Source organism: Nocardia sp. NPDC003999 (assembly GCF_053604885.1).
The window spans coordinates 219,345-238,247 of sequence record NZ_JBSGIB010000001.1; the positions used below are offsets into that span (position 1 = coordinate 219,345).

General features: G+C 70.0%; 16 protein-coding genes. 8 read left to right on the top strand and 8 right to left on the bottom strand.

Going from position 1 to position 18,903, the window contains the following annotated elements; translation table 11 throughout:
• The first annotated feature begins 81 nt into the window (after positions 1-81).
• Positions 82-684: a TetR/AcrR family transcriptional regulator gene (locus ACWESM_RS01060; protein WP_356961566.1), complete on the top strand. Its 603-nt coding sequence runs from the start codon at positions 82-84 to the stop codon at positions 682-684.
• A 6-nt stretch (positions 685-690) separates the two neighbouring features.
• Here the strand turns inward: ACWESM_RS01060 and ACWESM_RS01065 are convergent, their stop codons facing one another.
• On the bottom strand, positions 691-2,445 hold the full coding sequence (locus ACWESM_RS01065; protein ID WP_397276055.1) for a DEAD/DEAH box helicase: 1,755 nt from the start codon (positions 2,443-2,445) through the stop codon (positions 691-693).
• A 192-nt stretch (positions 2,446-2,637) separates the two neighbouring features.
• Here ACWESM_RS01065 and ACWESM_RS01070 point away from each other — a divergent pair, with 192 nt between their 5' ends.
• The gene (locus tag ACWESM_RS01070; RefSeq protein ID WP_397275980.1) at positions 2,638-3,780 is read left to right on the top strand and encodes a YihY/virulence factor BrkB family protein; all 1,143 of its coding nucleotides are present in this window, start codon (positions 2,638-2,640) and stop codon (positions 3,778-3,780) included.
• A 9-nt stretch (positions 3,781-3,789) separates the two neighbouring features.
• On the opposite strand, the gene ACWESM_RS01075 is transcribed toward ACWESM_RS01070, so the two are convergent.
• Positions 3,790-4,026: a DUF3039 domain-containing protein gene (locus tag ACWESM_RS01075; protein ID WP_039799212.1), complete on the bottom strand. Its 237-nt coding sequence runs from the start codon at positions 4,024-4,026 to the stop codon at positions 3,790-3,792.
• Positions 4,027-4,410: 384 nt separating this feature from the next.
• Here ACWESM_RS01075 and ACWESM_RS01080 point away from each other — a divergent pair, with 384 nt between their 5' ends.
• Complete coding sequence (locus ACWESM_RS01080) at positions 4,411-4,764, top strand: DUF3099 domain-containing protein (RefSeq protein WP_355071024.1); 354 nt, start codon at positions 4,411-4,413, stop codon at positions 4,762-4,764.
• A 19-nt stretch (positions 4,765-4,783) separates the two neighbouring features.
• Here the strand turns inward: ACWESM_RS01080 and ACWESM_RS01085 are convergent, their stop codons facing one another.
• A complete protein-coding gene (locus tag ACWESM_RS01085; protein ID WP_355070346.1) occupies positions 4,784-6,079 on the bottom strand; it encodes an MFS transporter in 1,296 nt (431 codons plus the stop codon).
• Between the two features lie 190 nt (positions 6,080-6,269).
• On the opposite strand from ACWESM_RS01085, the gene ACWESM_RS01090 reads away from it, so the two are divergent.
• The 3 genes from ACWESM_RS01090 to ACWESM_RS01100 all read left to right on the top strand — a co-directional run bounded on the left by ACWESM_RS01090 (position 6,270) and on the right by ACWESM_RS01100 (position 9,789).
• Positions 6,270-7,013, top strand: a complete 744-nt coding sequence (locus ACWESM_RS01090; RefSeq protein ID WP_355070344.1) for a VOC family protein — start codon at positions 6,270-6,272, stop codon at positions 7,011-7,013.
• Positions 7,014-7,108: 95 nt separating this feature from the next.
• Positions 7,109-8,626: a DUF7782 domain-containing protein gene (locus tag ACWESM_RS01095; RefSeq protein WP_452490617.1), complete on the top strand. Its 1,518-nt coding sequence runs from the start codon at positions 7,109-7,111 to the stop codon at positions 8,624-8,626.
• A gap of 194 nt (positions 8,627-8,820) precedes the next feature.
• Positions 8,821-9,789 carry a sigma-70 family RNA polymerase sigma factor gene (locus tag ACWESM_RS01100; protein ID WP_355070340.1) on the top strand — a complete coding sequence of 323 codons (969 nt, stop codon included), beginning with the start codon at positions 8,821-8,823 and terminating at the stop codon, positions 9,787-9,789.
• A gap of 164 nt (positions 9,790-9,953) precedes the next feature.
• On the opposite strand, the gene ACWESM_RS01105 is transcribed toward ACWESM_RS01100, so the two are convergent.
• The 3 genes from ACWESM_RS01105 to ACWESM_RS01115 all read right to left on the bottom strand — a co-directional run bounded on the left by ACWESM_RS01105 (position 9,954) and on the right by ACWESM_RS01115 (position 14,363).
• A complete protein-coding gene (locus tag ACWESM_RS01105) occupies positions 9,954-10,256 on the bottom strand; it encodes a DUF4333 domain-containing protein (protein ID WP_356961560.1) in 303 nt (100 codons plus the stop codon).
• 170 nt (positions 10,257-10,426) lie between these two features.
• Positions 10,427-13,099 (bottom strand): bifunctional acetate--CoA ligase family protein/GNAT family N-acetyltransferase, encoded by a 2,673-nt coding sequence (locus ACWESM_RS01110; RefSeq protein ID WP_452490620.1) that lies wholly within the window; start codon positions 13,097-13,099, stop codon positions 10,427-10,429.
• Entirely contained in the window at positions 13,092-14,363 is a 1,272-nt protein-coding gene (locus ACWESM_RS01115) for an acetoin utilization protein AcuC (RefSeq protein ID WP_355070336.1), read from the bottom strand. Before ACWESM_RS01115 ends, ACWESM_RS01110 begins: the two co-directional genes overlap by 8 nt.
• 209 nt (positions 14,364-14,572) lie before the next feature.
• Between ACWESM_RS01115 and ACWESM_RS01120 the strand changes: the two genes are divergently transcribed.
• Positions 14,573-15,259 (top strand): metal-dependent transcriptional regulator, encoded by a 687-nt coding sequence (locus tag ACWESM_RS01120; RefSeq protein ID WP_355070334.1) that lies wholly within the window; start codon positions 14,573-14,575, stop codon positions 15,257-15,259.
• 3 nt (positions 15,260-15,262) lie between these two features.
• Positions 15,263-16,243: a UDP-glucose 4-epimerase GalE gene (gene galE / locus ACWESM_RS01125; RefSeq protein WP_452490622.1), complete on the top strand. Its 981-nt coding sequence runs from the start codon at positions 15,263-15,265 to the stop codon at positions 16,241-16,243.
• A 185-nt stretch (positions 16,244-16,428) separates the two neighbouring features.
• Here galE and ACWESM_RS01130 read toward each other — a convergent pair whose 3' ends face one another.
• Both ACWESM_RS01130 and ACWESM_RS01135 read right to left on the bottom strand, forming a co-directional pair.
• Positions 16,429-17,508: a DUF4192 domain-containing protein gene (locus ACWESM_RS01130; RefSeq protein ID WP_452490624.1), complete on the bottom strand. Its 1,080-nt coding sequence runs from the start codon at positions 17,506-17,508 to the stop codon at positions 16,429-16,431.
• Between the two features lie 436 nt (positions 17,509-17,944).
• Entirely contained in the window at positions 17,945-18,643 is a 699-nt protein-coding gene (locus ACWESM_RS01135; protein ID WP_355070329.1) for a sensor domain-containing protein, read from the bottom strand.
• Between the last annotated feature and the right edge of the window lie 260 nt (positions 18,644-18,903).

An 18,903-nucleotide genomic window follows, 5' to 3' on the forward strand; every position in this document is an offset into this window, starting at 1 on the left:
GATCAATACATAAATAGCCAAGCGCATCCGCCGCCACGGTGTCAAGGGGTATATTTAACGATCGACACAGAAAGGTTCGGCATGGCAGAACGGGGACGACCACGCGCCTTCGATCGCGCCGAGGCCTTGCGCCGCGCCATGGAGGTGTTCTGGGAACACGGCTACGAGGGCGCGTCGATGAACGACCTCACCGCCGCGATGGGGATCAACTCACCCAGCCTGTACGCCGCGTTCGGCGGCAAGGAGGCGCTGTTCCGCGCGGCCGTCGACCTCTACGGGCACACCGACGGCGGCTACACCGCCCGTGCGCTGCGCGAGGAACCCACCGCGCGGGCGGCCATCGAGGCGATGCTGCGGGACAACGCGGTGGCCTACACCGAGGAGAACAAGCCGCACGGGTGCATGGTCGTGCTCGCGGGCTCCACCTACACCACGAGAAACACCGGCATCCGCGATTTCCTGATCGACAAGCGCCGCGCGACGACCGAAGACATCCGGCGACGACTCGAGCGCGGCGTCGCCGAGGGCGATCTGCCGCCCGGTACCGACAGCGCGGCGCTCGCCGCTTTCTACACGACGGTCCTCTACGGGTTGTCCATTCAGGCACGGGACGGCGCGGCGCTGCCGGAACTCACCGCGTCCATCGACTGCGCCATGGCCGCCTGGCCCGCCCCGGCCGACTGACGAGGGCTACTTCCGGCGCAGCGCCGCGATGCGCTCACCGAGTTGTTCGGCGGTCGCCAGCGCGGTCGGCGGCCCGCCGCACTCCCGGCGCAGCTCGCCGTGGATCACGCCGTGCGGCTTCCCGGTGCGATGGTGATGCATCGCCACCAGGCTGTTGAGTTCGCGCCGCAGCTCGCCGAGCCGATCGGCGGTGGCGACCCGCTCCGCGGCGCCCGCCACCTGTGGACCGGGATCGGGGACGGGCGCGGACAGGCTCCGATCCGCGACCTGTCTGGCCTGCCGCTCACGCAACAGCGCGCGCATCTGCTCGGCGTCGAGCAGGCCCGGAATCCCGAGGTAGTCGGCTTCCTCGTCGCTTCCGGCGAAGGTCGCGGTACCGAAGGAGGATCCGTCGTAGATCACCTGGTCGAGCTCGGCGTCGGCGGCCAGCGCGACGAAGGACTTCTCCTGCTCGCCCGGTTCGTCCTGCTGCTTGTTCGCCTCGATCAGCAAGTCGTCGTCCAGGCCGTTCTTCTCCCGGTGCGGCTTGCCGATGACGTGGTCGCGCTGCAACTCCAGTTGCGCGGCCAGATCCAGTAGCACCGGCACCGAGGGCAGGAACACCGTCGCGGTCTCGCCGGACTTCCGGGCACGCACGAAACGCCCGATCGCCTGCGCGAAATACAACGGGGTGGAGGCGCTGGTCGCGTACACCCCGACGGCGAGGCGCGGCACGTCGACGCCCTCGGACACCATGCGGACCGCGACCATCCAGGGCTGGGTGCTGTTGCTGAATTCGGCGATGCGGTTGGAGGAGGCCGGGTCGTCGGACAGCACCAGCGCCGGCTTCTCACCCGAGATGTGTTCCAGCAGTTCGGCGTAGTCGCGGGCACGGTCCTGGTCGGTGGCGATCACCAGACCGCCCGCGTCGGGCATGCCGGAGGCGCGCTTCTGGCGCAGCCGGATGTCGGCGGCGCGCAGCACGGCGGAGATCCAGTCGCCGGCCGGGTCGAGCGCGGTCCGCCAGGCACGGGCGGTCTGCTCGGCGTTCAGCGGCTCGCCGAGGCGGGCGGAATACTCCTCGCCCGCGCTGTCGCGCCAGTGCGCTTCGCCGGAGTAGGCAAGGAAGACCACCGGCCGCACCACGCCGTCGGCGAGCGCCTCGGCGTAGCCGTAGGTGTGGTCGGCGCGGGACTTCGGGAAACCGGACTCGTCGGGTTCGTAGACGACGAAAGGGATCTGGCTGTCGTCGCTGCGGAACGGGGTACCGGTCAGGGCGAGGCGGCGAGTCGCGTCGCCGAACGCCTCAGCGGTCGCGTCACCCCAGCTCTTGGCGTCTCCCGCGTGATGGATCTCGTCGAGAACGACCAGCGTCCTGCGATTCTCGGTGCGCACGCGGTGGCGCGAGGGATGCGCGGCGACCTGCGCGTACGTGACCACGACACCGTGATAGTCACCCGAGGTGCCACCGGTGGAGTTGGAGAACCGCGAGTCCAGCGCGATCCCGGAGCGCGCCGCCGACTGTGCCCACTGGTGCTTCAGATGTTCGGTGGGCGCCACCACGGTGATCTGGTCCACAGTGCGGTCGGCCAGCAGTTCGGCGGCCACGCGTAGCGCGAAGGTGGTCTTGCCCGCGCCCGGGGTGGCCACGGCGAGGAAGTCCCGTGGTTTGGTGGCCAGGTACTTCGTCAGCGCACGTCGCTGCCAGGCGCGGAGGGAACCGCCGCTGACGGCGGGGCCGATCACTTTCGAATCGCCCGGCGTCTCTGCCTCACCCGCCACAGCGGCGCCACCCGACCCAGTCACGCAGACGACCCTAGCGGCCCGGCACGGCGTGTCGCCAAACCGACGCGGCGGGCGCGACGGGCATCACACGGCCACCAGCCAGGACGCTGGGAGTTCACCCGATGCCCACCGACACGTCGCGCGCACACTCCGATGCGGATCGCCGAAGTGCGCGATGCTGTAAGCACGATGACCGAGCAGCACGCCATTCCGGGGGATCCGCCGCGGACCGACACACCGTCGACCCGCGCCGCCGCTGTGCGCCCTCCCACTTGGGCCGACCGCGCGAGCGCGCGCACAGCGGTGTTGAGCAGACGGGCCGCCGCGCTGATCCTGCGGGTGGCGGCGAAGGCGTGGACGGATTCCATCTTCGCCAAATCGGCCGCGGCCGCGTTCTGGCAGACGCTCTCGCTGGCGCCGCTGTTGCTCGGCCTGCTCGGCAGCCTCGGTTACGTCGGCGGATGGTTCGGCCCGGACACGGTGCAGATCGTCGAGTCCAAGATCATCGCGTTCAGCCGGGAGCTGTTCAGCGCCAACGTGGTGTCCGATCTCATCGAGCCCACGGTGCAGGACGTCCTCGGGCGCGGGCGCGGAGCGGTGGTGTCGGTGGGCTTCGTGCTGTCGCTGTGGGCCGGATCGTCGGCGATGGCGACCTTCGTCGACTCGATCGTGGAGGCCCACGACCAGCAGGACGCGCGGCACCCGGTGTGGCAGCGCATCTTCGCGCTGTTGCTGTACCTGCTGTTCCTGGCGGCGTCGGTGTTCATCCTGCCGCTGGTGGCGCTGGGGCCGACGCTGATCGGGCGGGTGCTGCCCACCGCGTGGCGGGCCACCGGACTGCAACTGCTGGACTTCTTCTATTACCCGGGCGTCGGCCTGCTGCTGATCGTCGGGCTCACCACCCTCTACAAGCTGGCACTGCACACCTCGTTGCCCTGGCACCGGCTCTTCGGCGGGGCGCTGGTGGCTGGCGTGTTCTTCATGGCGGCCAGCGAAGTGCTGCGCCGCTACCTGTCGTGGGTCAGCCGCACCGGCGTCACCTACGGCGCGCTGGCGACGCCGATCGCGTTCCTGCTGTTCACGTTCTTCCTGGGCTTCGCGGTGATCCTGGGCGCGGAGTTCAACGCGGCGGTGCAGGAGTTCTGGCCCGCCCGCGCGACGCGCATGGAGCAGGTCAAGGAGTGGATCGCCAATCAGGTGCGCGGCGAGAGCGGAACCGACGCGGACACGACGGATCCCGACGAGGCCGCGGCGGGTCCGGACGACGCGGGCTCCGACGACCTGCGCGCCGTGCTCGATCTGCGCGCGGCGCGGTCCTCGTCCGGCGAGTAGATCGTCGCCTCAGTCGCCCTTGCGTAGGCCGTCGTAGACCTTCTTGCACTCCGGGCACACCGGAGAGCCCGGCTTGGGCGAGCGGGTCACCGGGAAGACCTCTCCGCACAGCGCGACCACGTGGGTGCCCAGCACGGCGCTCTCGGCGATCTTGTCCTTCTTCACGTAGTGGAAGAACTTCGGGGTGTCGTCGCCCGTCGTCTCGTCGGTCGTCGTATCCGGGCGAACCATGGTGTCGGTGCTCACGCACTCCATGATGCCGCATCGCGCGACAACCCCGCTGACCACGGTCTCACCTCGGTGTCGCATCACCGACCACCGCCGAGCAGGCCCGACCCCACCTCGGTATCGCATCACCGACCACCGCCGAGCAGACCCGACCCCACCTCGGTATCGCATCACCGGCCACCGCCGAGCAGACCCGACCCCACCTCGGTATCGCATCACCGGCCACCGCCGAGCAGACCCGACCCCACCTCGGTATCGCATCACCGACCACCGCCGAGCAGACCCGACCCCACCTCCGTATGTGCGCGGAAGGACCACGAGTGGAAGACTCGGGGTATGCAGCAGAACGGCGATTCCCCATCCGCCGACGGCCGCGACCGCGAAGAGCACCCCGACGTGACGATGCCGACGCAGCCCCGCCGTTCCTCCGGATACTTCCCAGGCACCGACGACAAGCACCCCGCGTTGATCACCGAGGCGGCGCCCTCGCTGGACGATCAGCACCGGGCCCGGGTGCGCAGGTACACGATCATCATGGCGTTCCGCATCCCGTGCCTGGTCCTCGCCGCGATCGCCTACAGCGCGTTCGGCAACCCGCTGCTGTCCATCCTGATCATCGTCGCGTCGATTCCGCTGCCCTGGATCGCGGTGCTGATCGCCAACGATCGCCCGCCACGCCGCAAAGACGAGCCCAGCAGGTGGGACCGTCCGCGCACGGCCATCGAGTCGCGTCCGCACAACGCCATCGACGGCTGAGTCCGCTGGGAAGACCGGCTCACCGCGCCGCTGCCGGAGGCCTGCGGACGACGGCCGACATCACGGCGGCGGCGCCGCACAGAGCGCCCGCCAGGTACCAGGCGAGGTCGTAGCTGCCTTGCAGGTCACGGATCACGCCCGCGCCGGTGGCCGCCACCGCCGAGCCGATCTGGTGCGAGGCGAACACCCAGCCGAACGCGACGGGGCCGTCGGCGCCGAACAGTTCGCGGCACAGCACGACGGTCGGCGGCACCGTGGCCACCCAGTCCAGGCCGTAGAAGACGATGAACACCCACAGGCTCGGCTGCGTGTCCGGACCCAGCAGCGCGGGCAGGATCAGCAACGACAGACCGCGCAGCGTGTAGTAGCCGATCAGCAGGTAGCGCGGATCGATCCGGTCGGTCAGCCAGCCCGAGGCGATGGTGCCCGCCACGTCGAAGACGCCGACGACGGCCAGCAGGCTCGCCGCGGCGGTCGGCGGCATGCCGTGATCGTGCGCGGCACTGACGAAATGGGTGCCGACCAGCCCGTTGGTGGACGCGCCGCACACCGCGAAACCGCCTGCGAGCAGCCAGAACCCGGGACGCCGCGCGATCGTCCCGAGCACCGTGAGCGCGCGCGACGCGCCGCCCGCGGCGGGTACGCGCAGGCCCGCCGTGCTGTCCGGCTCGGCGCCGTAGGCTCGCACGCCGAGATCGCTCGGATAGTCCCGGATGAACAGCACCACCAACGGCGCCACGGCCAGCGCCGCGCCCGCGACGATCAGCGACGGCAGCCGCCAGCCGTGGGCGTGCGCCAGCGCCGACACCAACGGCAGGAAGACCAACTGTCCGGTCGCGCCCGCGGCGGTGAGCACGCCGGTGACCAGACCGCGCTGCCGCACGAACCACCGGCCGGTGATCGTGGCGACGAACGGCATGGACATCGACCCGACGCCGACACCGACCAGCAGGCCCCAGGTCAGCACGAGGTGCCACGGCCGGGACATGAAGACCGTCAACCCGCTGCCCGCGGCGACCAGCAGCAGCGCGCAGGCGACCACCCTGCGGATGCCGAAGCGATCCATCAGCGCGGCGGCGAACGGCGAGATCAGGCCGTATAGCAGCAGATTCAGCGAAACGGCCGTCCCGATGGTGCCGTGCGACCAGCCGAACTCCTCGTGCAACGGGTCCATCAGCACGCTGGGCACGGAACGGAACGCGGCCGCGCCCAGCAGGGCGATGAAGCCCACGCCTGCGACCGGCCAAGCCGGGTGCAAGCGCCGGCGCGGCGCGGTAGCCAGGGAAACGGGAGTCGGCGTCTGCAGTTCGGTCACCCGATGAGCCTGCCCGAACCATGCTCACGCAACGAGTGGCTGAAATGCCACATAACATTGAATTCCTGCCAAATATGGCGGCGCCGGTATTTTCTCGACAAGGCGGGCACGCGTCCCTAGGGTCGCATGAGGCCTCGCGCACCACGATCACCGGCCACGGTTTGTTGCGGGCGACAAGACAGGAGTGCACATGATTCGGTGGATCTGGGTCTTCCTGGACCGCCCGGCGCAGCGTTTCGACGACTGCGCGAAGTTCTGGTCCACGGTCACCGGCACCGAGCTCTCCCCTCGGCGCGGCGCGAACGACGAGTTCCTCACCCTGTTGCCGGACCCGGCGCTGTTCGCCGCGGCGAGCGTCAAGATGCAAGCGGTGACCGGCCTCGGCGGCGTCCACCTCGACCTGGACGTCGACGACATCCCCTCCGCCGTGCGCACCGCGCTCGGCCTCGGGGCCGAGCTGGTCGCCAACCATCCCGGCTACGCCGTCCTGCGATCCCCGGGCGGCCAGACGTTCTGCCTGACTCCCAGCGGCCGCGCCACCAGCACGCCCGCGCCCGCCGTCCGGGCTCCGGACGGCGCGCTGTCGCGCCTGGACCAGGTGTGCCTCGACATCGGCCCCGACGATCACGAGGTCGAGACCCGCTTCTGGACGCTGCTGACCGGCTGGACCCATCAACCGGGCAGACGGCCGGAGTTCGCCCGGTTGCGCTCCGAGGAACGGCAGCTGCCCGCGCAGCTGCTGTTGCAGCGCCTCGGCGAGAACCGCCCCACCAGCGCGCACGTCGATCTGGCGGCCACCGACATCGACGCCACCGCCGCGTGGCACGAGTCACTCGGTGCGACCGTGGTGGAACGTCACGAACACTGGATAGTCCTGAGCGATCCCGGCGACGCCTTGTACTGCGTCACCGGACGCGACCCCAGCGGGGTCTGACCGACTCCGGCGGCGGCCCGAGGTGGCAGCGCGGTGCCGCGGAACACAGCGGGCACCTGATCCGCGCCCGGTGGTCGCGGTGGCAGAGTACCGGTGTGCCTACGAACCGATCGACGACCACCGGATCGCTGCTCGCCGCGCTGTGCCCGGATCTGCGGACCGCGCTCACCCGGGTGGGCTACAACGCCGACACCCTGCTCGAGGTGCTCGGCGACGCGCACGCTGCGCTGGGCCGGTCGGAGCCGGTACCGGTGCGCCGCGCGGCCCGCGCGGCAGGCGAGCTGGGCACCCTCATCCGTCTGTTGCTGCTGGGCGACGCGCTGCCCGAGCGGGAGGTGGCCGCGGCGCTGGCGCCGGTCGAGATGGATCGCGCGGTCGCGGCGGGCCTGCTGGAGCGCGAGGGCGACGAGGTGCGTGCGGCGCTCGACCTGCGGCCGCTCGACACGGGCGCGGGCACTCGGTGGGTGCTTTCCGACCTCGACGACTCGATGCGCAGGCGCACACTGACCGAGGATCACGTCCTCGGCGTCGGCCACGCCTCCCTCTCGCTGCTGCGCGCCACACCCACCCGGCCGGTCGGCACGGTGCTCGACCTCGGCACCGGGTGCGGCGTGCAGGCGGTGCACGCCGCCTCCTACGCGCGGCGCGTGACCGCAACCGATGTCAATCCCCGCGCATTGTGGCTGGCCGAGGCCACCGCCGCGCTCAACGAGCTGGACATCGAACTGGTGGAAGGCTCCTGGTTCGACCCGGTGCGGGGCAGGCGGTTCGACCAGGTCGTGGCCAATCCTCCGTTCGTGGTGGGCCCGGGGCGTGTCGAGCACACCTATCGCGATTCCGGCCTCGCACTGGACGGCGCGAGCGAGTTGGTCATCTCGCAGGCCGCCGACTTGCTGGCGCCCGGCGGTACCGCCGCGATGCTCGCCGCGTGGGTCCATGTCGACGACGAGGACTGGCGCGGGCGCGTCTCCTCCTGGTTGCCCGCGCACGGGGTGGACGCCTGGGTGGTGCAACGTGACGTGGCCGACCCAGCCCTGTACGTGGGCACCTGGTTGCGCGACGCGGGCGCGGACCCGCGCGATCCCGCCACGCAGGCCCGCGCGGAGCGCTGGCTGGACGCCTTCGAGGCAGCCGACGTGGCGGGCATCGGGTTCGGGTTCGTCTACCTGCGCGCCATCGATGGGCCGACCGAATTGCTCGCCGAGGACCTCACCCACGGCTTCGATGATCCGCTCGGCGAGGAGGCCTTCCGGTATTTCGAGCGCTCGGCCTGGTTGCGGGCCGTCGCCGGCGACGAAAATCTCGCCTGGTCTTCACGTTTCGTCGTGGACGAGGCGACGGCGCTGGAGCGGGTGTATCTGCACGACGCCGAGGGATGGGCGCCGGAGGTCGCGCGACTGCATCGCGGCGACGGTCCGCGCTGGCAGCACGAAGTGGATGAGGCGACGATCTCACTGCTGGCGGGAATGCACGCCGACGGCCTGCCGTTGTACGACCTGATCGAACTGCTGGCGCTCGCCCATGGATCCGATGCGGTGGGCACCGAGTTCGCCGCCGACGCGTTGTCCGTGGTCACCGGCCTGGTACGGCACGGATTGATCAAGCCCGTGTGAGAAACGGCAGCCGCGCGCCGGCCGGTGCAGGTCCTGGCCGGGGATCGTCCCCGCGCTGCGGCGCTTCTCAGGAACTTCTCAGACGAGAAGGGCGAAAACCGCTGCTCAGAGCGGTTTATGCCAGCCGTAACGGGGAACTTTCTCCCTGTCGGGTCCGTTTATCGGAGTGAGACACCACCGACAGGAGGCAAGTCATGACAAGCCCCGCCACCACTCGTGTGCGCACCAGCGATTCGGACCTCGACGCTCAGAGCCCTGCCGCCGACTTGGTACGTGTGTACCTGAACGGAATCGGCCGCACCGCGCTGCTCACCGCTGCCGACGAGGTCGAGCTGGCCAAGCGCATCGAGGCGGGCCTCTACGCGCAGTACCTGCTGGAAACCGGCAAGCGACTGTCGGCGTCCCGCAAGCGTGATCTGGCGATGATCGTGCGCGACGGTCAGGCCGCCCGGTCGCACCTGCTCGAAGCCAACCTGCGCCTTGTTGTCTCGCTCGCCAAGCGGTACACCGGCCGCGGCATGCCGCTGCTCGACCTGATCCAAGAGGGCAACCTCGGGTTGATCCGCGCCATGGAGAAGTTCGACTACGCCAAGGGCTTCAAGTTCTCCACCTACGCCACCTGGTGGATCCGGCAGGCCATCACTCGCGGCATGGCCGACCAGAGCCGCACCATCCGCCTGCCCGTCCACCTCGTCGAGCAGGTGAACAAGCTGGCCAGGATCAAGCGCGAACTGCATCAGCAGCTGGGCCGCGAGGCCACCGACGAGGAACTGGCCAACGAATCCGGCATCCCGGTCGACAAGATCTCCGATCTGCTCGACCACAGCCGCGACCCGGTGAGCCTGGACATGCCGGTCGGCAACGACGAAGAGGCCCCGCTGGGCGATTTCATCGAGGACTCCGAGGCCACCTCGGCCGAGTCCGCGGTCATCGCCGGTCTGCTGCACCACGATGTGCGCAGCGTGCTCGCCACCCTGGACGAGCGCGAACAGCAGGTCATCCGGCTGCGGTTCGGCTTGGACGACGGCCAGCCGCGCACGCTGGACCAGATCGGCAAGCTCTTCGGTCTCTCCCGCGAGCGGGTGCGTCAGATCGAGCGTGAAGTCATGGCGAAGCTGCGCAAGGGTGAGCGGGCCGACCGGCTCCGCGCCTACGCCAGCTGATCGTCCGGCGCCGGCCGCCCCGAGACAGCGCCGGCGTTCGGCTCGGTGGCCCTTCCGCCGGGGTCACCTTCCCGCGCCGACCGGTATGCGCGCGTGCCCGTCCCCTCCGGGCGTCGCGCGGGCCGGTCGGCGGTGTCGTATCCCCTTCTCCGCGCCGCGTCGGCTCAGCTCTGGTCCACCGCGATGTCGTATTTCACGGTGTCGCCTTCCACCGAGGTCACCGTCAGCGTCACACCGAGCGTGTCCCCAGCCGCGGTGAGCGTGCAGCGCATGGTGGTCCCTTCTTTGCCAGTGAGATCACCGGGGCAATCGATCGCGTCGGGTTCCTGCCCGACCTTCTCGGTGAGCGAGTCCTTGACCGACTTCTCCAAGTCGGCCTCCTTCACCTTCGGGGTGCCGATTGTGACGGAACACGCGGTGAGCGCCGCCGCGAGCAGCGACAAGACGGCAACACTGCGAATCTTCATGGCGAGCAGGCCTTTCTGACGGACGAACGTGACATCCCCAGATCGCGGCAGAAGCGATCGTCCGTTATCGGACATTTCGCGTGTGACGTGTGCGAGCCGATGTCTCAGCCGTGCCACGCGATAGGCGGGGCGTGCTGCGCAGCGAATTCGCCCGGCGGATCCGCCGAGGCTCAACCCAACCGGCGCGGACCGGTGTCGAAACGGCTGGGCTGCGGGCCGATCCGGGCGCGTGCGTACAGGATCTCCGCCGATGTCGGCGAGGCCAGCACCGGATCGAAGGACAGTTCCCGCATCTCCGGCAGGTCGTCGAACAGCGCCGAAATGCGCTGGGCCAGTTCGGCGAGGGCCGCTTTGTCCACGCGGGGACTCGCCGGCGTACCCGACAGCAACGGTGCGGCTCGCGGCGCGTCGATCAGGGCTGTCGCCTCGTCGGCGGTCAACGGCAGTGCTCGATAGGCGCGGTCGCCGAGCAACTCGATGATCAGACCGGACAGGCCGAATTCGATCACCGAGCCGAACGACGGGTCGTCCTGGACGCGAAGGATGCAGCCGACACCCTTGGTGGCCATCTTCTGGATGTGCAGTACCGGATCACCGCACAACTCCGCCAAGTCCGCGTATCCCTGTCGCACCGCTTCGGGACGCCACAGATCGAGCCGGACGCCGGTGAGATCCGGTCTACGCCGCCACAATTCGCCGGTCGCCTTGGCCGCTACCGGGTAGCCGAGTTCTTCCGCGGCGGCGACGGCCTCCTCGGCGTTGCGCACCTCGCGGAACTCGACGACCGAGATGCCATAGCAAGCAAGCAGTTCCACCGTTTCCAGATCGGTGAGCCGCCGACCGCCCGAACCGGCCATCCAATCGGCCACCAATCGACGCGCGCGGTCGGTGTCGATGCCCTCCGGCCGCACCACCGGCGAGACCGGCCTGGTTCGCCACGCGGCGTATCGCCGCACCCGGGCCAGCGCTCGAGCCGCGCGCTCCGGATCCGGATACGACGGGATCGAGCCGTGCGCCGCCGTGGCGCCGGGACCACGCACCGCGAGCAGGTTCGGAATCCCTTGCTCGGCGACGAACGTGGTGAGAATCGGCTTTTTCGCCTCGGGCACCGCGGCCGCCGCCGCTCGGATCGCGTCGGCGAAACCGGCGGTCGGCAGCGGCACCGGAGGTGCGAAAACGACGATCAAGGCGTCCGTCTCGTCCGAGCGCAACGCTGCGACCAGAGCGTCCAGATACGCGCCCGGCGTCGCCTGCGGACCGAGGTTGACCGGCTCGCCGACCTCGAGGCCCTCCCCCTGCGCCGCGTCGACGGCCAGCCAGTTGAGCGCCGCGCTGTTGCCGACGACCGCCAGCCGCGAGCCGCGCGGCAACGGCTGATAGCCCAGCAGAGCGGCGCAGTCGAACAGTTCGGAGATCGAGTCGACCTGGACGATTCCGGCCTGGGCGAACAGATCCCGCACGATCGACCGGTCCATGTCCCCCGCGGGCTGAGCGACCGAGCGGCCGCTGCTCACCGCGACGATCGGCTTGGTCCGGGCCACCCGGCGCGCGATCCGGGAGAACTTGCGCGGATTACCGAAGCTTTCCAGGTACAGCAGCACCACATCGGTGTCCGAGTCGCTGTCCCAGTACTGCAGCAGGTCGTTGCCGGAGACGTCGGCACGGTTACCGGCCGACACGAACGTCGACAAACCGAGATTGCGGGCGGCCGCCTCCCCGAGGATGGCCGCGCCCAAGGGCCCGGACTGGCAGAAGAAGCCGATACGTCCGCGACCGGGCAACACCGGGGCGAGGGTCGCGTTCATGGCGACCGCCGGATCGGTATTCGCGATGCCGAGCGCGCTCGGCCCGACCACGCGCATGCCGTGCCCACGAGCGGCCGCCACCAGTTCGCGTTCGGCCGCCGACCCCCCGGCGCCGGTCTCACCGAAACCAGCGGTCAGCACGACGAGGCCTTTGACCCCCTTGGCCATGCAGTCGTCGAGCACCGACCCGATCGCCGCGGGCGGCACCGCGACCACGGCGAGATCGACCTCGTCGGGAATCTCCCTGACCGTCGCGTACGCCCGTACCCCGCGCACCGACTTGCGGTTCGGGTTCACCGGGAACACCGGCCCCTGGAACAGACCCGACAGCAGATTCGCCAGCACCGCCCCGCCCACCCGCCCGGTCGCGGGGGTAGCGCCGATCACCGCCACCGATCGCGGCGTGAGCAGATTGCCCACGCTGCGCGCTTCGGATGCGCGTTCGCGCGAATCACGCACCGACAGCAATGCTTCGGTGGGGTCGATGGCGAACTCGAGATGCAGGACCGACCCGTCCCGGCTGCGCTCGACCTGGTAGCCCGCGTCGCGGAAGACCGTCACCATGACGGTGTTCTCCGCGAGCACCTCGGCGACGAAGGTCTCGATCTTGTTCTCGGCGGCGGCGCCGGCCAGATGCTCCAGCAGGATCGAGCCGAGCCCGCGCCCTTGATGGCCGTCGGCGACCACGAACGCGACCTCCGCCGCCCGCGGCCCGTCCCGCTCCAGCAACTCGTAGCGGCCCACCGCGACGATCGCCTCGCCGAGTTCCAGCACCAGGCCGACCCGGTCGTGATAGTCGACATGCGTGGTGCGATACAAATCCTTCGGCGAGATCCTGGGGTACGGGCCGAAATATCGCAGATACCTGGTGCGGTCCGACAGCGCGCCGTGGAAGTCCTGCAGCCGCTCGGCGTCGGCGGGAGTGATCGGGCGCAGTCGTACGACGCCACCGTCGGAGGCGAGCACGTCGGCGAACCAGTGCTGCGGCGGCGGGGGCGGGGTGGCGGGAGTGTCCGCGGTGTCGGGAAAGTCAGTCACGAGGATCCTCCGGGTCCAGACCCAGCAACCCGAAAGTCGCTCGGCGGGTGGCCAGCACGGCCATGTCGACGGCACGTTGGGCGCGATCGACCCGTACGTCACCGGTCTCACCGGTGCCGCCGGGGCCGTCCCATGGACGGTAGGCGATGTCACCGCCGTCGCCCATGGTGCGCGGCGGGTCCGCCCGCGGCACCGCCGCGCCGATCAGGTCGATCCAGTCCTGCGGGATCGCTGTCGCGGGATCGATGGTGCGATCCAACGCGGTGGCCAGCAAGTGGGTCCAGGCCCGCGGCACCACCCGGACCAACCCGTATCCGCCACCACCAACGGCCAGCCAGCGTCCTTCGGCATAGCGGTCGGCGAGTTCGCGCATGGCGCGGAAGGCCGCGCGCTGTCCGTCGACGGTGAGTTCCAGGTCGGCCAGCGGATCTTCCCGATGGCTGTCCACCCCGCACTGGCTGACCACGATTTGCGGACGGAATGCCTCCACCGCGCCCGGGACCACGGCATGAAACCCTCGCAGCCACTGAGCGTCCCGGGTGCCCGGCAGCAACGGCAGGTTGATCGACGTGCCCTCCGCCGCGCCAACGCCGATCTCCTCCGGCCAACCGGTGTTGGGCCACAGGGTGGCCGGATGCTGGTGCAGCGAGATGGTCAGCACCCGGGGGTCGGCGTAGAAGGCCCGTTGCACGCCGTCGCCGTGGTGCACATCCACGTCGATGTAGGCGATCCGGTCGAAACCGTGGTCCAGCAGCCAAGAAATGGCCACCGCCGCGTCGTTGTACACGCAGAACCCCGCCGCCGAATCGGCCATCGCGTGGTGCATGCCGCCGCCGATGCTCACCGCCCGGTTGGTGCGGCCCTCCGCGATCTCCCTGGCCGCGGCCAGCGTGCCGCCGACGATCGTGGACGCCGCCTGGTGCATTCGCGGAAAAACCGGATTGTCCGGGGAACCGAGACCGAAGGGTGGAGCGGCAGGCGAACCCACCGGCGGCACGGCGCGTTCGACCGCGTCCAGGTAGTCGGGCGTGTGGACGCGCAGCAGATCGGGGCGTTCCGCGGCGGCGGGCTCGAGCACTTCGACGCCATCGAGCAAGCCGAGACTTTCCGCCAGCGCCATGGTGAACTTCAGGCGCGCGGGCTGCATCGGGTGCTCCGGAGTCCAGCGGTAATCCAGGAACCGCTCGGTCCAGACGACAGTTGCGGGGCGGCTCGTTCCGGGCGAAATCGGCGCCCGAGGTTCGCCGCGCGGTGCAGTGGCCATGATCGCAACGCTAGCGGGAAGCAAGGAACCCCGCGAAACGTTCCTATGCAGTACAAATACAAGAAAGTATGCTCACGGCCGCCTGCCGTGCGCCGATCACGTTCCCGCAATGCCGCCGGAGATGTCGTGCGCAGCGTGGAGCGACACGATCCGGCACACGGGGGTGCCGTCGTGCGTGGGTAGAATTCGTGCCGACGAAGGGGTAACAGGTGAAGGATCTGGTCGACACCACGGAGATGTATCTCCGTACCATCTACGACCTCGAGGAGGAGGGCGTGGTGCCCCTGCGCGCCCGGATCGCCGAGCGCCTCGAACAGAGTGGTCCCACCGTGAGCCAGACCGTCGCGCGCATGGAACGGGACGGTTTGCTGCTGGTCGCCGGAGACCGTCATCTGGAACTGACCGAGAAGGGGCGCAGCATGGCCGTCGCGGTCATGCGCAAGCACCGGCTGGCCGAACGGCTGCTGGTCGACATCATCGGCCTGGACTGGCAGAACGTGCATGCGGAGGCCTGTCGCTGGGAGCACGTGATGAGCGAGGACGTCGAGCGCCGTTTGGTCGAGGTGCTCAACCACCCCACCACCTCCCCGTACGGCAACCCCATTCCCGGCCTGGACGAACTGGGCATCATTCCGCCCGCCGCCGCCGACGAGACGCTGCTTCGCCTGTCGGATCTGCCGAACGGCCAGCAGCACGCCGTCGTCGTGCGCAGGCTCGCCGAGCACATCCAGACCGACCCCGAAGTCATCGGCCGGCTGCGGGAGGCGGGCGTGGTGCCCGACGCCCGCGTCACGGTGGAGACGAGGCAGGGTTCGGTGATCATCACCGTGCCCGGCCACGACGGCTTCGAACTGCCCGACGAGATGGCGCACGCCGTCCAGGTGAAGCTGGCCTGACACGTGAGACTTCTCGTCACGGGTGGCGCGGGTTACGTCGGCGGCGTCTGCGCCCAAGTTCTGTTGGAAGCCGGCCACGAGGTGATCGTGGTCGATGATCTGTCCACCGGCAATGCCGAGGGCGTGCCCTCCGCCGCCCGGTTCGTCCAGGGTGACGTGGCGGTCGCCGCGCCGGAGCTGCTGGCCGCCGAACCCTTCGACGCTGTTCTGCATTTCGCGGCCCAGTCGCTGGTCGGCGAGTCGGTGCAGCAGCCGGAGAAGTACTGGCACGGCAACGTCGTGAAGACGTTCGAGCTGCTGGAGGCGATGCGGCGCACGGAAACGCCGCGGCTGGTCTTCTCCTCCACCGCCGCGGTCTACGGGGAACCGGAGCAGGTGCCGATCACCGAGGATGCCCCGACCCGCCCGACCAATCCGTACGGCGCGTCGAAGCTGGCCATCGACCATGCCATCACCTCCTACGCGATCGCGCACGGGCTGGCGGCGACCAGCCTGCGGTACTTCAACGTCGCAGGCGCCTATGGCGGACTGGGCGAGAACCGAGTGGTGGAAACGCATCTCATCCCGCTGGTCCTGCAAGTCGCGGCCGGGCACCGCAAGGCGATCTCGGTCTTCGGCACCGATTGGCCCACCCCCGACGGGACCGCGGTCCGCGACTACATCCACATCCGCGACCTCGCTCAGGCCCATCTGCTGGCCTTGACGACCGCCGAGCCGGGCACCCACCGGATCTACAACCTGGGCAGTGGCACCGGATTCTCCGTTCGCGAGGTGATCTCGGCCTGCGAGCGCGTCACCGGCCTGCCGATCGCCGCGCAAGACGCGCCCCGTCGTCCCGGCGACCCGGCGACGCTCATCGCGTCCAGCGAACGCGCCATCACCGAGCTGGGCTGGCGACCCGAGCACAACGATCTCGACGAAATCGTCACTGACGCTTGGGCTTTCCTCCGATCGCTCGGCTCCCGCGCGCACAGCGCGCGATAATCCGCCACCTGCGGTCCGAGTCGACCCCGCACCGACTCGGGCCGCGGCGCCGACGCAACGGCCCCGGAGCCGATTGCGCCGCGACGACACCTGCCCGGACGAAGCACGGTGTTCCGCCGAATCGTCACGGTGATCCGGCGCGGGCAGCATCGCGAACTCGTTGTCACCGATCCGCATATCCGGCTTCACGGCGCCGGTTCCCCCATGTCGACACCGAGACCAGCGGCGGTCCGGTAGCCGCTGCGCGCGAGGCGACGCAACTGTTCCGGGCGCATGCCCAGGCGCAGCGAGGTGTCGAGCAGCATCGCCATCGGATGCCCCGGATCCGCCTCCAGCGCGGCTTCCAGCGCGATGCCCGCCAGTGGTCCGTCACCACGGACGTAGGCGCTGTAGCCGAGCAGTGCGGCGGCCTCGGCACGATCCGCGCCGGTCAGCGCGCGGGTCAGCGCGATCCACACCGCCTCCGCCGCGGCGGCGTGGTCGCCCACGGCCAGTGCGAACATCGTGTCCCGCACCGCCCGATCGCGCAGGGCCGCGGTGATCTTCGCGAGTTCGGGCGCCATCAGCGCCGCGCCCGAGGCGGTGTTGGCGATCTGCCACAGCACATAGTCCAGCGCTTGCCTGCTGTATCCGATCGGATCGCCGCGACGCGCGGCCCGGGCGTAGCGTTCGCCCGCACGCGCGAGCGCGTCCGGCAGGTGCGCCGCCATCTCGGCACATGCGAGCGGATCGGGCGCGACCAGACCGGTGAGTTCGGAACGCGAACCGCGGATCGGCCTGCCTTCCAGCACGTGGGTCAGCGTCACGAGAGAGGCCGCAGGATCACGGAGCACTCCGCGCCGCCGTGGTCCCGTCAAGGTCCACCACTGCTGCCCGGCGGCGATCGCAGGCACCGCCCAGACTCCGGCCAGCGAGATGTCACACGCTGCCAGCCGCCTGCCGAGCGAGCCGACCAGCGCGTCGAATCGTCCGGCCGCGCATCTCGACCGGTCGGCGCTCGGCTCCACGGCGCGTTCGTCGACGACGACGGCCATGACCTCGGCCGCCTGGTCGTGCGCGCAGATCCGCGCGACCGCGGCAGCCAGCGTCGCACCGCGCACGCGGCGGCCACCGGGCGAATCCAGATCGAAGCGCACCACCGCGTCGACCGTCGCACCGCCGGGCGTCCCGTGCCGCAGGACGAGCACGACCACCGACCGTTCCGGGGTGAATCCGAGCATCGCGGGCACCGCGGCAATCAACTCCGCCGGATCATCTACGCACACAACATGTTCCGGAGCACCATGGAACTGCGGAGGATCTTCGCCGCATCGAGCGTGCCGAGATCGACCACCGGGAGTCCACGCGTCTGTTCCGTCCTCCGCCGCGCGCGAATGCGAGTGCGGCGCGGCGATCGCTGCGGGAACGGCGCGTGGCGCGGTGTCGGAGCGAGCGCCGCACCTCGATGGATGGTTGCGGCCGGAATCCGGCCGCGATTCGTCGTCCATGCCTGCATGTCCGGCATCGACCGGTTCGGGGGCTCGAAATGGGTTCGCGGAAGTGGTCATGCTTCGACCATGCGGCTCGGTGGACTCCGGTCTTCGACGCCGACCTGGCGATTCCGCCGCCCTGGGGAATCCGCTTCGCGCTGTGCACGACTCGACCGACACGACGGCGGTATCGCGATTCGTGTCGGAGGCGCCTGCTACCGTGCCGCCCGCGCTACCTCTCGCGCACTTTGCGCACCGCCGTGGCGAACAGCGCATCCAGCGCGGGGGTATCCGGTTCGCCCTCGGCGAACGACATGTAGGTCACCGAGATTCGCACGTCCCCCACTTGCGCGACGTGCGTGCGCATCGTTTGGGTCAGCCGGGCGCCTCCCGACTCCGGCCGCACCGTCCTGCGCAGCGAGAGGGTGTCGTCGGCGTCGATCGGCGGCGGCGAGTCCAACTCGGACGTCACGGTGGTAGCGGCGCCCGCTCGGTTGACCCGCACCGATCCGCACTGCTCCAGCCGGGCGCGCAGGGCGGCCAGCGGCTCGCCGCTGCGGGTCAATTCGACGGTCAGCGTCGCGCGGGTCGCGTCGTCCGTGCCGACCGCCATCGCGGTGCGATCGGGCCCGAAGTCCTGATTCGGCGGCACGCACCGGCTGGGCTGGACGTTCGCACCGCGGCCCATGCCGTCCAGGTCGCCCGCCGCCTGAGCCACGGCATCCTGGGGCAGCACCACCGCCGCGTACGGCGGTGGAAACTGGCTCGGATCCGGTAGCAGTGTCGGCAGTTCCGCACTGACGTGCCGGGTCACCGCGGTCGGCGCCGACGAGACCGGGCGCCCCGGTACCGTCGACCCGCATCCTGCTAGCAGCACCGCGCAGACGACGGGTGCCACCCGGCCCAGCCGCATGCGCCTCGAATCCGCCACGGTCACATCCCCACTGTGCCAAACTCCTCGTGTCCGGTCGGCGATGCCACGCCGCCGGGCCGGGAATGCGCGGCCCACCGATGCTGTTGGCTCGGAGTACGGGTCGGTGTCCGGCCGTGCGCGGCGACCGCGACGGCATGGGGGACAATGGACAGTGGTCCCCGGTTCGGACGACTGCTCGTCTCGCACCACCAGGAGTGGCGAACGATCGGGCAGGCAACCACACTGGCGCGTGAGGCACGCGTCCGGGCCGCAGGAGC